This window comes from Nonomuraea ferruginea (assembly GCF_039540635.1).
GTDB classification, from domain to species: domain Bacteria; phylum Actinomycetota; class Actinomycetes; order Streptosporangiales; family Streptosporangiaceae; genus Nonomuraea; species Nonomuraea ferruginea.
Genome location: NZ_BAABFD010000004.1, coordinates 20430 through 35018, shown reverse-complemented (window position 1 = coordinate 35018; position 14589 = coordinate 20430). Strand labels below are relative to the sequence as shown.

The window sequence follows — 14589 nt, the reverse complement described above, 5'->3', positions numbered from 1 at the left end:
GTTGAACGCTCAGACTTTTCGACACGTTCTTTGGACACTCTGGCGAGGTCGACATCGCGCTCGCGACTCTTTGATGATCTTGCCGAGAAACGTTCGATTTTCCGACACCCCCGTCAGCGACAGCCTCAACTCCCAATGAGGCGGTGACTCATGCGTTGATCCACTTCTTGAAGGTCTCACCCATGTTGGCCTTGAAGGCTGTGTCCACCTCTTCGGGACTCGCCTCATGCGCCTCGTGCAGGAGCGCAACGACGGCTTTGAGGAGTTCACCGGTGTATTCCGGCAACTCCTGTCCGACGGACAAGGCCTCGGCGAACGGGGCGACGGCTTCGCCGTATCGTTGTGCCTGACTCAAAGTCCATCCTCGGACGGCGAGACTGCGTACATAGTCAGGTAAGTAGGCCGCGCGGTTGAGCTCGGTCAGACGCCGGTACAGCTCGATGGCCTCTTGCGAGATCGGCAACACCTCGCTCTGCCGCCCCGCCTCCGCCAGCAGGACGGCGCGGTTGCTCAGCGACATGGCCAGGTCGGGCAGGTAGGCGTCCCGGTTGAGCGCGGCCAGTTCCCGGTGTAGTTGGACGGCCTCTTGGGAGATCGGCAACGCCTCGGCCCGCCGCCCCGCCTCCGCCAGCTGGAGGGCGTGGTTGCTCAGCGACATGGCCAGGCCGGGCAGGTAGGCGTCCCGGTTGAGCGCGGCCAGTTCCCGGCGTAGTTGGACGGCCTCTTGCGAGATCGGCAACGCCTCGGCCTGCCGCCCCGCCTGCGCCAACCCAGCGGCGTGGTTGCTCAGCGACATGGCCAGGCCGGGCAGGTAGGCGTCCCGGTCAAGCTCGGTCAGACGCCGGAGCAGCTTGACGGCCTGCTGGTTAACGTCCGAGGCGGCCTGGTGCTGGCCGGCGTTGGCCAGGCGCACGGCGTGGCCGGCGTGGAGCCTGGCGTGCTGGGCGGGGTCAGTGGTGGCGGCCAGGCGGAGCGCGGTCAGGCGGGTGGACAGCGCGGCCATGCCGATGTCCAGGTCGATATGCCGGTCGGCCGGTAGGTGGGCTTCGATGGCTTGCAACAGAGCTGGTTCGATGTCAGGCAGGGTGGCCAGGCGGGCTAGGGCGGCCCCGCCGGCGTGCCACATCAACCCGGGCCGGGCGGCGAGCAGTGGATACAGCTGCATGGCAGCAACATGTGGCCACCGGCGAGCGGTCTCGATCAGCATGGTCAGGGCTGGCCGAGTCCACGGCGGCACCTGCGCCTGGCCGGCTTGTCCGGCCAGGTCGGGAAGCAAGCCGGACAAGGCGTGATCGGCCCAGTCATCACCGGCGGCCTCGGCCGAGGCGGGGTCCGAGATGGCCAGGGCGGCGAAGTCTTCGGCGAGCCGGTCCGGATACAGCGGCTCCAGCACCGTGCCGAGTTGGGCCGGCGGATAGCAATACGCGTGGTCGTCGAGCAGGGTGTTGGCCCGCTCAACGGTCTCGGCCAGATCGGCGTGCCGCAAGGCCTGGCGGGCGTCCGGGCGGCCCAGCGGCCGGGTGAACGTTGCGGTGAACACCGTCCGGCCCATGGCGATGGGGTCGCTGGCCAGCGGCTCAGGCAGACGACGATGCAACTCGGCCCAGTGCTCGCGCTCACGCCGCAGCAGATAAGCCGAGGCGCGGGCCGGATCGGCCGGTTCCTGCTCGCCCTGGCGGTGAGCGTCGACTGCGGCCAGCGCCGCGATATGAATGGTCAGCACCTGGGCGTACTCATCATCGTCGGCCAGGTCGGCCGGCCCAGCGATCGTCGCCGCCTGTTCGGGCGGCAGGCCGAGGTGGGCGGCGAAGTGGTCTCGGGCTTCGGTGAACAGGCGCTGCCGCATCGCTGGCTCGGCGACCAGCGGTGGCAACGCCTGAGCGTCGGCATCGACGTCCAGCACCCGCTCGACCCAGGTGGCGATGCTATCCCACCACACCCCGGCCGGACGAGCCAGCAGCAGCACTCGCACCCGCCCTGCATGCAGGACCCGCTCCTGCAGCAACTCATACAGGGCCGGCACCGGCCAGCGCTCGGCGTAATCCACTACCACCAGCAGCCCCAGCCCGCGCTCACCCGCCTCCGCCGTAGCGTCGATCGGCGCGGCGCCCGGCGGGTTAGTGCCGGCCTGCCACACTTGCCACCTGGCCTCGCGCGACAGCTCAGCGAAATGAGCAGCCAGTCGGGTCTTGCCCTGACCCCCCGGCCCGTGCAGCAACCGCATCCCCAACCTGGGCATGGCCTTATCGTCACGCCAGTCGGTCAGCTTCTGCAGATCTTCGCCCCGGCCGGTGAAGGGCACCACCCGAGAGCCGGCCCGCAACAGCATCGACGGCTGTGCCCGCACGCGGGCCGGCCATACCGGCCGCGGCGCCGCAGGGAACTCCTCGATTCGGTAGGCAGGCTTCCACTGATAGACGTTCAGCACCCCGTCTTGGACGGCGTTGACCACACCGCCCGTACACGGCACATTCACCTGCACCTGACTGGCGTCCTGCGGCACGGCAGGGTCGCCGCCCACGGCGGAAGACGCGGCGGGCGGGGGCGGCTCGGTCACGAGGACGAACCCCCGCCACCACCAGGAGACTGGGCCGGTGGGGTTGAGGGGGTAATGTTCATGGTGCCGCCCTGGACCGCGTTCACGATCCCACCCGCGCCTGGCATGTTCAGCTGCATCTGCGTGCCCGGTGCCTGCGGAAGCTGGACCGGCGGCGCGACGGATGGCGACTGGTCACCCGCGGGCGAAGCCTGAGGGGGGTCGTCCTGTCCCATGCCACTCGTGGCCGCGCGTGTCAGTGCATAAGTGACTAGCGCGCTGATCGTGGTCAGCGCCACCGCGATGACGATCCACCACGAGTTCCACACGCCATCGTTGAGGATCTGATTGCTAGCCACCGCCACCGCGACCGGCAACAGCACCGAGGCGGCCAGCAGTAACGATCTACGCCAAGACGTTCCAACCCCCACCATGTCGCCATCATGGACGCAAACCCGCGCGCTGCCCACCCCAACGACGCAGAAGGAATAGAGTGGGGACCAGTTCGTGCACTCGCCGACGACCATGGATGCCGAACCTGGCGCCACGCATTGATCAGCGGCTGGACCTGACACGGCACGTATGCCCGAAACTATGACGCCATTAAAAACTCAAAGTCACACAATGAGCATTCTTATCCGGGGAATCGTAGCGGGTTTCCCCGGATAAGGGGCCTTATCCGGGGAACCCGGCGCGGCGGCGCGCGTAGTACGAATTCTTAGTTCTTCGTAGTACGCCATGAGTCTCGTGCGTGCTCTACACTCCCGGAGTGTGAGCGCGTACCTTGATCCGAGATTTCGTCCTACGCCGTAGCCGGGGGTGCCGATCCCGCCCCTTCGCCTCCATCCGATGCCCGGCGTCTGGGTGTTGGATGACGAGTGGATCGTTTGGCCGGTCACCATGTCGTTGCCCCAGTCTGCGGAGCCAGCGCCGTCCGACCCTGGTGTGGGGCTTCCTGAGGACTTCTACTTGCAAGAACTCATGGACCTTCCCCTTGGCGATCTGGAAGCGGCCCCGCGCTGATGCGTCAATACGGCCGCTTGTTCGACACGGACGGCAAGGAGATCAACAGCACCGGCTCCCAGCAGCTACGGCGCGTAAGCTCTCGCCGAGTTCGCGGCGATCCCTCGCCACTTCTACGAAAGGATCGACGGAGTCGCCCACCTCGGCGTTCACCGGGACTTCCTCGCCCTGCACATTGAGGCCGCGCAGACGGCGTCACCACTTGGATCGCGATCCAACGACCCACCGGCCTGGAGGAACTGCCCGAGGAGGAAGCCACCGAAGAAGCACTGGTCCGGTTCAACGCCGACAACAAGCTGGCATCCATGACGGAGTTCCGCCTCTACTGCCTGCGGAGCCGGCTGGGCGATTTGGGAGAGGTCATCGACGACGGGCTGAGCAAGTTCAGCGTCGGGCTCCGTCCCTTGGGCTCGCGCTGGCCCAGGGCGTACTCGGTGTCGTTCCTGCAGCTGTACAACCACCTGGTGGAGAAAGTCGAGTTCCGGCAGTGCGCCAACGAGCCGTGCGGGAAGACCTTCGTCCGTCAGCGCGGCCGGGCCGAATTCGGCCAGCACCGCACCTCGGGGATTCTCTACTGTTCACGCGACTGTGCGCGTGCCCAGGCGCAGCGGTAGCTTCGCCGGCGCCGCAAGGCCGAGCAGGCCGATTCGCTGCCCGCTCCAAGCCGCGAACCGACGGCATGAGGCTCGGACTCCCCTATGAATAGGCGCTTACAAGGCCGCCCCCGGCACGGTTGTCGTCTTGGCGGGGGCCAGTGCACCGATCGGCAGCTGGCTGGGAGTACATCCGGCGCCCGGAGTGTCCATCCTCGTTGTGGAGATGCTCTGGGTGACGGTAGTCGTCGGGGTGGCCTTTTTCGGGTCGACGCAAAGGAGCGAGCGAGCCTTCCGGCTGCTGCGCTGGCTGGCCGCCCGACCGGAACCAGCCCGACCGCAAGGGGCGCGAAGCAAACCACAGACACCGTGACACCGAAGATCTGAGGCCCCACTGACCACCCGTGAGCCGCCGGCAACATCACGGACCAGGGCGTGATGCCAGAAGATGTCCCTTGTGCAGCGCGCTCCGGTGAAGAATGGCGCAGTGGCAGACGTAGAGAGCCTGATCGGTCAGGTGTGGAGCCCAGATGTACGGCCGCTAGCGGAGGAGGCCTGGCGTTGCTACAACGCCGGCGCTACTCGCGCATGCATCACCATGACCTGGAGCGCGGTCACCGCAGACATCATCACCAAGCTCGTGCGGCTGGCCGACGACGGCGACGGCCAGGCCGTCTCCTTTCGCACCACTCTTACCGAGGCCCAGAAGAAAGGGCTGACGAAGGAGGGCGTGCGGGCCATGCAGGCGATTGAAGCGAGTCTCCTGGAGAAGGCCGTGGAGTTCGAGCTCATCGACTCGATCGGCTCGCGTGAGCTGGAGCGCATCCGGGAGGACCGGAATTTGTGCGCGCATCCATCTCTGCGCATGCTCGGGGACGTCTACGAGCCTCGCCCGGAAGTCGCGCGTGGACATGTGGCTGTCGCGCTGACGACGCTGCTCACCCATCCTCCAACGCTGGGCCGCAAGGTTCTCGACGAGTTCAGCGCTTACATCTGCGACCCGTTCTTCGTGCCAACGCACCCGCACATGCAGGCCACCTTTTTCGACAGGGTCCGTACCGCGACTCGCAAGACCATCATCGGTTTCGCCGCCAAGCATGCCCTGCTGGAACTCGATCCTGACGGCCGCATGCCTGCCGCTGAGCACGCCGACCGGATGGCTCTTGCCTTGATCGCCTTCGCGCAGCGAGACCGGGAGTTGGTCCGCACCGCCGTAGCCGCACAAAGCGAGAGGTTCCAAGTATTGGAAGGCGTGGCCCAGTTGCGTGCCCTGGCACGGCTGGGAGATCAAGACTTCTTCTGGAGCATGGTGGACCAGGCACTGGCCACACGGCTCCAGGAGATGGTGAACAGGCTGTCCGCCACCGCGGAGTGGGATCCCCTCCCCGCCACTACCGCCGCCGCCCTTGCCCTGGTTCGGAGCCAGTACGCCCGTGACCGGCTGCCCGGGCTGGAAACACGGTTCACCACGCTGGCGTGGAAGCATCGGCTGGGCGTAGCCACTGTGCGTCCCGACCCGTACTTCATTCCAGCGGTGCTCCGACTCATTCAGGAAGCGGGCAGCTGGCGTTCGGGCGAGCAAGCTGGGCGAGTCCTGGTGCAGCACGCTCCCTTCCTGACTATCGACACCCTGCGCGATGTAATGAGCAAATGGTGTGACAACTCGGAGTGTCGGCAGGCGGCGGAGATGCCAGGCCTCGCCGTGCTCCTGTTCCAGGGCACATCACATCTCGGCCAGGCACGCGCCGCCGTCTTCGGCGAGTTCCTGACCAGCGTCCGGGCCATCGAGGGCGAAGGTGAGTACTACAGCTACCCCGCGCTGGAGGAAGCCTTGCTCCATACGGGATAAAAGTGCTCAGCGGTTTCCACCCCCTGATTGGGGGTCGATCATCAGCAGACATGAAGCAAGCGAGCCCTCCTGTGGTGGCTCGCCGCCCGACCAGAACCGGGCCTGACCGAAAGCAGCAGGCACAGAACGATCCACAGACGCATTCATGCCGACAGTCAGCTCTCCAGCCCAACCATTACTTGGAGGCGCCAGCCTCCCGTTTACTCTCACTCAGGTACCCATGTGCGGTGAGTAACCGCTCGAAGAAGTCGCGCAGCATAACCCGCGCGCGATCCGCTGAGCGGAACTCATCGCCGCCGAAGCGCACCACCTCATAGCCGGCCAGGTACAGTTCCCGGTCCTCGGCGACCATCTGCCCGTACAACTTGGGGCTGGCTTGCTTTCCGACCGCGTAGTGCTGGACGCCGTCGATCTCGATGACTACCCGTCGCCGGCCCCGGAGCAAGAGAAGGAAGTCCATGCGCTGACGGGGCAACGGGCCCACCGTCTTCCGTTGTGCCCGGGTGTAGGGGTCGTAGTGCAAGTACACCTGCGGCACCAGGGCCGGCAGCTGGAATCCGTGCTGCTTGAGCAGCGTGGCGTATGTCTGGAACATCAGCTTCTCTGGGCCAGGCTCGTCTGACTCGGCACGACCGGCGTCAAGCGAACGGAGTAAGCGGAAGTACAGTCCGTTCGCCGCACCTTGCTCGTCAATGTCCTTGGGTGCGTGCGTCTCCGCCCACCACGTGACCAGGTCTGCCCAGGTCAATCCGGAGTCGGCGAGTGGCCGGTCGTACACCAGGCAGAACTGCGCGTTAGCCACGATCTCGATCGTGTTGCTGACCGCGTCAGCAAGCACTAGCTCCGGTTTCGGCCCGTCCGCCGCAAAGATTAGGTTCTTGAATGTGCTGCTGACCCCAGACCGCTTGCCGGTGAGTATCTGCAGCAGCCCCCAGAGTTGGGGTAGATAGTGCTCCTCTACGACACGGGCCCCGAGCTCGCACAGCTGGTCCTGGTTGTAATCGGAGATGCGGGCGCGCACGTACCCGCGCTTGCTGTAGTGCGCGTCATCGCCGTCGCCGTCTTCGAGCCCGAACGCTCGGCATATTGCCGGCAGGTCGTACGCTCGAACGGGATGGAGTGCATCGGCGACCGCTTCACGCAGCTGAATGGTCAGCGTTCCGGTGCCGCCCAACTCGGCCTTGGCGAAGGGGTCGGCCAGCATCGCGGCTACCGTCACCTCATGGCGGGGACCGCCGCTGAAGGTCGCCATCTTGTCCATCTGGGCGGCTATGGCCTGCAAGTCAGCGGGCCGGAACAAGTCCAGGAAGATCGGACGCACTCGCAGCACCACGGTCTGCGTCTGGTCCGGTTCCCAGGGGTCCGAGTCCGCCGACTCGGCGTCTTGCACCAGCGACAACAGCCGTGCTGCGCGCTGGTTGCCCACCTGCAGCAGCATCTCAGAGAGCGTCGTGAGCTCTCTTGTCCAAGACCCCTTACCGCCCAGGCCGCTCGACATAAGCATCACTGTACGAGCTGGGGCCGACGATCTCGCGCCAAGCCATATCACCAGGGAACTTACGGATCGCGTAAGTTACTTGCTGACGCCGAAAGCAGGCGCTGCAGTCCGGACCGGTGAAGAGGTGGCAGTCACGTTCCTGACTGCCGAGGAGCGGAAGTTCTACCACCGCCACAAGAAGATGCCGAAGGTGGTCGGCTGGTCGGATGAGAAGGTGGACCGCTTCTTCGAGCCGATCGGGGAGGTCTTCGAGACGGACCTGAGGGAGAGCTCGAAGGTCCCGATCGATAAACGGCGAGTGATCAAGCAGTCCCCGAAAGCGGGCAAGCGGTTACGGGTAGGCCAGCAGATAACCCTAGTGATCGGCTACAACGTGGCCGATTACTCCTCGACGGACTATGACTATGGCGACGGCGACCTGCCCGACCGGAATCGAGGCGAGAGCCGGTTCTGCAGCGGACGCTGGTGGTGCCGAGGCCAGTTGCACGACCATGTAACGACCCATGCAAGAACGTCCGTCATGACGAGCGAAGATGACCACGAGGTGGGCGTTTCGGCGCCACGTGGGCCGCCCGTGCCCACAACGCACTGTCAGGAACGCGTCGCTCCACAGAGGGTTATACCCAACTCGTCGGCTTCGAGCGAGGGTGCAGATACTGACCCTTCGGGCGGCAAGCAATCTCCGCTCACCTCAGCGGACGGGCGCTAGCGGATCCAGATCTTTGCCCCGGATGGATCTGCCTGGGGCCAGGGAACACGGTATCCAGGGTGTGCGCAGCTCCAGCACCGGCATCTTCTCGCGTCCGAGCCGAGCCAATAGGCTCGGGCGGTGAGCAAGACCTTCGTCTTCGACGTCGGCGAGACCATCGTCTGCGACGACCGTTACTGGGCATCTTGGGCCGACTGGCTCGACGTACCAACACACACCTTGTCGGCGCTCGTCGGCGCCGTCGTCGCTCAAGGCCGCGACAACGCCGACGCCCTTCGACTCGTCCGACCCGGCATCGATGTCGGGGCCGAGTACGCCGCCCGTGAAGCAGCGGGCCGCGGTGAGCACATCGAAGAAGCCGACCTCTACCCCGACGTCCGTCCGGCGCTGGCCGCGCTGCGGGCGGCCGGCCATGGCGTGCTCATCGCCGGGAACCAGACGCGACGCGTCGCCGAACTGCTGCGTGCTCTCGCCCTTCCGGCCGATGGGATCGCCACCTCGGGTGAGTGGGGCGTCGCCAAGCCGGACCCGGCGTTCTTCGCCCGCCTGGTGGAGTTCGCCGGCGCTCCCCCAAGGCGGATCGTGTACGTAGGCGACCACCCCGCCAACGACGTCATCCCGGCCAAAGCAGCTGGCCTCTGCGTCGCCCACATACGGCGCGGGCCGTGGGGGTACCTGTGGGCCGACGATCCCGCCGCAGCCGCGGCCGACTGGCGGATCACCAGCCTGGAGGAACTCGTCGGCATCACTGGGTAACGCGGACCTCTGGGCAGACCTGTCACCGGCTCGCTACAGTCCGAGAAGAGCACACTGGGAGCCCTCATGCCCACAATCCCTCACCGCGGGATAGGCGGGCGTGTCGCCTATCACAGGAGCGTCGCTCGCCTCACCCAGCGACAGCTGGCCGACGCCGCCAGCATCCATGTGGGCACGCTTCGCAAGATCGAGCGTGGAGCTCGAGGGGCCAGTGACAACATTGTGGAATCGCTCGCCGCCGCGCTCGGCATCGACCCGTCGCTGCTGGTGGCTGATCGGGCACAGGCCAGCTCGCGGATCGCGGCGGCGATCCCCGCCTTGTCGGCGGCCATCGCTGCCTATGATCTGCCCGACGACGGACCCGTGCGTCCGCTTCCGGAGCTCCGCGCTGCAGTCTCCGAGGCGGTCACGTGGCGGCTGGCCTCCCAGTACGTGCGCATCACCCGCCGGCTGCCCGAACTGCTCGGGGAGCTGTTCCGCGCCACGCCCGAGCGCGATCGCGAGGTGGCCGCACTTCTCGTGTCCGCCTGCAGGGCGGCCGACGCCGTCGCCTTCAAGTTCGGCGCCTACGACCTATCCGCCAGATTCGTTGAGCTGATGCGCTGGGCCGCTGCCCAGGCCGACGACCCCATCCTGACCGCCAGCGTCGCCTATGTCCGCACCGAGACGTTCTTCGCCTGCGACGCACACGCCAAGGGGCTGCGCGCGCTGGAGCTCGCCCTCGACGCCGCGGGCCCTCCAGACACCCCGCCGGCCATCGCCGCACGCGGCGCACTACACATGCGGGCTGCGGTCATCGCCGGCCGTGCCGGAGACGCCGACGCTGCCGACACCCATCTTTCCGAGGCCCGCCGACTGGGCGACCAGGTGCCCGAGGCCATCTACTCCGGCACGGCCTTCGGGCCGTCGTCGGTGCGCATTCACGAGGTGTCCGTCGCGGTCAGCCTCGGCAGCGCGCACGTCCACCGCGCTCTGGACGTCGCCCGGGAGTGGGCCCCGCCCCCTGAGCTGCCCGCGGAGCGGCGCAGCGGGTTCTACATCGAACTGGCCCGTGCCCAGCTGTGGTCTGGCTTCCCGAATGACGCGTTCGAGTCGCTGAAGATCGCCCGTCGGACCGCCCCTCAGCACGCGCGCGACCACCGGTGGGTGCGGGAGGATGCCGCGACTCTGCGCAGGCTCAAGCGCGCTAGTGCGGAAGAACTGACCAGCTTCGCCGAGTGGTGTCACGCCACCTGATCCCGGTGACCCTTACTGGGTCACTTCCGCTCCGGCCTCCGGAGAACCATCTGAGTGTCACAGCGACCAGATGGGACCGGGCCATGTCAGAGGCAGTACTCCGCGCCAAGCTGATCGCCGCGCGGGAACGTTCGCATCGCGGGGCTGCACGGCCAGGCACGCATCGACTGCGACGACGCGCAGCCGACGCTGATGAGCGACTGCCGAAACTCGCCACGCCAGCACGTGTCAGCTCTCACAGACGAATCCAGAGAGCGCGCGGGACGTGTCGGGCGACTCGTCGACCGGCTGCCAGCAGCGACGCGGGTCCGGCAGCTGAACCTGACCAATGAACAGATGCCCACGCGATACCGCTTCGCCCACTTCCACTCGAAACAAACTCTTCGAGGCCCCGATGACCAATGAACCCCAGGAGAAGACCACCGGTGCTTCCCCGCTGAGCGCGGAAGCGTCCACGCCGGCCCGCCTCTACGGGGCACTGGGTGACGGCAAAGACCACTTCAAGGTCGACCAAACCAACGCTGCCGCGCTGGACGAGATCCTGCCCGGAATGCGGCTCATCGTGCCTGACAACCGTGCCTGCCTGCGGCGGATGGTCGCGACCGCGGCGGACCTCGGCATCCGCCAGTACATCGACCTCGGGTCCGGGCTGCCGGACCAGCCGCCGAACCTGCACGAGGTAGCCCAGCGCACCGTGAAGGACGCGCGGTTCATCTACGTCGACAATGATCCAATGGTGTGCACGCACGGCCGCGCCCTACTGCAAGGCGGCGGCGTCACCATGATCGAGGCCGACGCACGCGACATCGACGCGCTGTATCGCACCTATGAGCTGCTGTCAGTGATCGAGACCGGCCGCCCGGTCTGCGTCGTGCTCGGCGCCATCCTCCACTTCTTCACCGACGACGAGGTGAAGCAGGTGATGGAGGCGCTGGACGACTTCCTCGCGCCCGGCAGCCTCCTCCTGGTCACGCACGCGACGAGCGACCAGCCCCACTACCAGCCCGAACAAGTCCAAGCCGCCCGTCTGGCCTATGAAGAGCAGACCGGGGCCCGGCTCTACCTGCGAAGCGTGCAGCAGATCGCCGATCTGGTGCTACCGGGTTGCGTCCCGCTGCGGCCCGGCCTCGTCACCACCGCGGCCTGGCACCCCGACTACGAGTACGGGCCCGCGCAGATCCCGCCCGCCCCGTACTTCATGGCCGTTGCCGCCCAGGTGCGCCACGACGTCGAGAACCGGCAGTACTTCCTGCTGGACGCCGCCCGGAAGGCGGAACAGTGACCGGCGGCGGCTACCCAGACTGGCGGCGGAGCCGGTCACTCCCCGGGGTGCGCTCCCACGCCCGTGATGATCGCCCGGGGAGACATCATCCTGACGGGCTCCGCCGCCTCCAGGCGCTCGTGGCCCGGTGCAGGGGAGGTCTTCGCCGGGCCACGAGCTGCCATCCAGAGCCCTGCGCTGCCCATTCAGCCGGTGTCCCGCTGTCGGACGCCGCGGGCGCGCAGCAGGGAGGGCGGGGCAGCACTCCACCGTGCCGGCCCTCTCCTCCGACTCCGAAGGAGAGGGAACTCATGGACGCTGGCATTGCGCTGGCTTGGCTGACCAGGGACGGCGTTCGCACGCGGGGTAAGCCCGCCGCGCAGACGTCCACGGATGAGGGTGTCGGCGCCGAGCCGCGGGATCCTGATCCGCCTGAAGGTGACGGGGGACGTTAGCTGCCCGGCCGCTCAGCAGCCCCCCGTGAAGCTGAGCGGCCGGGTTCACGTCCTCGCGTGTCCCGAGCCTCTGATCCTGTTCCCTTGTACCCCCCACCTGGGGAGGTGGCAGGCGGTGTCCTGCTCTCCCCCTGTCCTGTTGGATGTTCACACCCATGAGACAGTTACGCAGAGTCGTATCTTTATCGCTTTTGGTAATGCTGGTGGGCGGGTGCGGCTCACCGCTGCCCGCCGCCCCCACCAGCGGCCCGCTGCGCACCATCAAGGTCGGCATCATGCCCATTCCCGACTGCGCCACCGTCCCCATCGCGGACATGAAGGGCTACTTCAAGGCGGAAGGGCTGAAAGTGAAGATCGAGACCGTGCAGGGCGGCGGCGTCGCACTGCCCAAGCTCAAGTCCGGGCAGTTGGATTTCGCGATCATGAACTACACCGCCGCAGTGCTCTCCGAGGCCAACCAGCCCGGCACCCTGCGCATCGTCGCCGACGCCTACCAGTCGGCCCCCAACACCTTCAAGCTCATGGTCGGCAAGAACTCGCCCATCAAGGGCCTGGGCGACCTGAAGGGCAAGCACATCGCGGTCGTGACCCTGCAATCGGTCGGCACACTCACGACCGAGGCGGCGCTGAAGATCGCCGGACTGACCGCTGACGACGTGCGGATCTCCGAGATGCCGCTCCCGGACATGATCCCCGCCCTGCAGGCCGGCACCATCGACGCCGCCTGGATGACCGAGCCGTTCATCACCGCCTACCAGATGCTCGGCGGCGCGACACTCTACGACGTCATGCAGGGCCAGACGGAGAGCTGGCCGATCGCCGGCTGGGCCACCACCGCCGACTACGCCAGGGAGCACCCCCACGAGGTCACCTCGTTCCAGCGCGCCATCCTCAAGGCCCAGGCCGACGCCCAGGACCGGCAGGTGATCACGGAAACCCTGCCCACCTACACCAAGATCAGCCCCGCGACGGCGGCGACCATCACCCTGGGCACCTTCCCCATGGACCTCCACCCGGACCGCATCCAGCGGGTGGCGGACATGATGCTGGATTATCAGTACATCAAGGCCGAACTCGACGTCAGCCGGTTCCTCATGCCGCTCCCGGACATCGTCGCCTCCCCGGCGCCACCCTCCCCGCCGGCCACCCCGTCGACGCCCGTCCCCTCTGCGACGAAGGTGCCCGCGCCGTGACCCTCCACCAGAGCCCTGACACCCCGCCCGCCGTGCCCGCGATCGACGGCTTCGAGCGCGTCCAGAAGATGCTCAATGGCATGCCGGACTTCGCCGCCCTGTACACCGCCGTCGAGCTGGGCGTCTTCGAGGAACTCGCGGCCGAGACGATGACCTGCGACGAGCTGGCCGAAGCCTGCGGCGCCGACCCGACCATGATGGGCCGGTTGCTGGGCTGGCTACAGGCTCACAGCTTCGTCGCCGGCAACCCCGCCGGATACCGGCTCACCGAGGACGGCCACGTCCTCACCGCTGATGCCAACCCGTCCCAGCGCCACGCCGTCCTGGTCACCGGCTCAACGTACTGGCGGGAGGCGCTCGGCCACCTGCCCGACACCATCCGCTGCGGCTACTCCAATCCTCCAGAGGGCCATCCGCTGTACGAATACCTGATCTTCACCAACGGGCTCGCCGAGACGTTCGACCGGTTCATGACCGCCCGCAGCACCCCTGTCGGCCGGGACCTGGCCACCATCGACGGCTGGGCCGACGTCCGGCTCGTGGCCGACCTCGGCGGCGGCCTGGGCGGCGTCCTGGCCGCCCTCGTCCACGCCCACCCACACCTGCGCGGCATCCTGGCCGAGCGCTCCACCGTCACCGGTCGCGCCCACTCCTACGTGGCCGGGCAGGGCCTGCTCAGCCGGATCGAGATCATCGCGGCCGACATCTTCGACTACGTGCCCCGCGGCGCAGACCGGTACCTGCTGTCGTCGATCCTGCACAACTACGGTCCCGAGGCTTGCGTCACCCTGCTGACGGGCGTACGCCAGACCCTGCAGGACAACGGCGGCGGAGAAGTCTGGATCGTCGAAGGGACGCTGCCTCGGCGGCCGAGCACGGCGAGCCCCTGGTACAGCACCGACATCCGGATGATGTCCCTGTTCCAGGGCGGCAGGGTGCGCCGCGTCTCGCAGCTGCGCGAGCTGGCGAACCAGGCCGGGCTGAGCATCGACCGGTGCGCGCACCTGCCCTGCGGTCAGACGCTGCTGGTGGCCAGCCCGGCACCCGAGCGGGAGTGCTGACCATGCCGATGCTGCTTACCTCGCGTCGCAGGCACACACCCGGCGAGCCTCCGCACCAAGGCCGACCGCGTCAGCAGCAGATTCCAGGAGATATGCGAGGCGTCCGTCCGCCGAATGCGCCATCCCCTCATGGGCAGCGGCCTGGTGCTCCTGCCGGCGCTGTTCGGGGCGGCGGATTCGTCATCGGCGCGGGCGCCGGTGTGTGGATCGCGCTGCCGTTCTGGGCAGTCGTGTCTGCCCAGAGTCGGCGAGCGGAGATCAGTGCGTCGCCTCGGGCGACTCGCGGGCGGCATCAGCAGCCTCACGGCCCAGCGACTGGCATGTATCCGCCCCTCCGTCTTTCGCTGGTGCCGGGCACCCTCTTCCTCTCATCGCGGGGAGAGCCCCATGGATGATCCACCATCGGCACCACGCCCGGC

11 protein-coding genes are annotated in these 14589 nt (G+C 67.3%); 8 read left to right on the top strand and 3 right to left on the bottom strand.

The features are described 5' to 3' along the window. Window positions 1-148 precede the first annotated feature (148 nt). A complete protein-coding gene (locus ABD999_RS08945) occupies window positions 149-2557 on the bottom strand; it encodes a tetratricopeptide repeat protein (protein ID WP_271275234.1) in 2409 nt (802 codons plus the stop codon). Further along, window positions 2554-3063 carry a hypothetical protein gene (locus ABD999_RS08940; RefSeq protein WP_271275233.1) on the bottom strand — a complete coding sequence of 170 codons (510 nt, stop codon included), beginning with the start codon at window positions 3061-3063 and terminating at the stop codon, window positions 2554-2556. The genes ABD999_RS08945 and ABD999_RS08940 overlap by 4 nt, the downstream gene beginning before the upstream one ends. A gap of 801 nt (window positions 3064-3864) precedes the next feature. Between ABD999_RS08940 and ABD999_RS08935 the strand changes: the two genes are divergently transcribed. Both ABD999_RS08935 and ABD999_RS08930 read left to right on the top strand, forming a co-directional pair. Continuing rightward, entirely contained in the window at window positions 3865-4173 is a 309-nt protein-coding gene (locus ABD999_RS08935; protein WP_271275232.1) for a hypothetical protein, read from the top strand. Between the two features lie 466 nt (window positions 4174-4639). Then, on the top strand, window positions 4640-6001 hold the full coding sequence (locus tag ABD999_RS08930; RefSeq protein ID WP_271275231.1) for a hypothetical protein: 1362 nt from the start codon (window positions 4640-4642) through the stop codon (window positions 5999-6001). A gap of 175 nt (window positions 6002-6176) precedes the next feature. Here ABD999_RS08930 and ABD999_RS08925 read toward each other — a convergent pair whose 3' ends face one another. Continuing rightward, window positions 6177-7439, bottom strand: a complete 1263-nt coding sequence (locus tag ABD999_RS08925) for a hypothetical protein (RefSeq protein WP_271275230.1) — start codon at window positions 7437-7439, stop codon at window positions 6177-6179. A 184-nt stretch (window positions 7440-7623) separates the two neighbouring features. Here ABD999_RS08925 and ABD999_RS08920 point away from each other — a divergent pair, with 184 nt between their 5' ends. From ABD999_RS08920 to ABD999_RS08895, 6 genes are all read left to right on the top strand, one after another. Next, a complete protein-coding gene (locus ABD999_RS08920; RefSeq protein WP_345482648.1) occupies window positions 7624-8208 on the top strand; it encodes a PASTA domain-containing protein in 585 nt (194 codons plus the stop codon). A 120-nt stretch (window positions 8209-8328) separates the two neighbouring features. After that, window positions 8329-8964 carry an HAD family hydrolase gene (locus ABD999_RS08915; protein ID WP_271275228.1) on the top strand — a complete coding sequence of 212 codons (636 nt, stop codon included), beginning with the start codon at window positions 8329-8331 and terminating at the stop codon, window positions 8962-8964. 66 nt (window positions 8965-9030) lie between these two features. Continuing rightward, window positions 9031-10200 carry a helix-turn-helix domain-containing protein gene (locus ABD999_RS08910; protein WP_271275227.1) on the top strand — a complete coding sequence of 390 codons (1170 nt, stop codon included), beginning with the start codon at window positions 9031-9033 and terminating at the stop codon, window positions 10198-10200. Between the two features lie 394 nt (window positions 10201-10594). Beyond that, window positions 10595-11482: an SAM-dependent methyltransferase gene (locus ABD999_RS08905; protein ID WP_271275226.1), complete on the top strand. Its 888-nt coding sequence runs from the start codon at window positions 10595-10597 to the stop codon at window positions 11480-11482. Between the two features lie 631 nt (window positions 11483-12113). Continuing rightward, window positions 12114-13109, top strand: a complete 996-nt coding sequence (locus ABD999_RS08900) for an ABC transporter substrate-binding protein (RefSeq protein ID WP_271275225.1) — start codon at window positions 12114-12116, stop codon at window positions 13107-13109. After that, window positions 13106-14170: a methyltransferase gene (locus ABD999_RS08895; RefSeq protein ID WP_271275224.1), complete on the top strand. Its 1065-nt coding sequence runs from the start codon at window positions 13106-13108 to the stop codon at window positions 14168-14170. The genes ABD999_RS08900 and ABD999_RS08895 overlap by 4 nt, the downstream gene beginning before the upstream one ends. Window positions 14171-14589 lie beyond the last annotated feature (419 nt).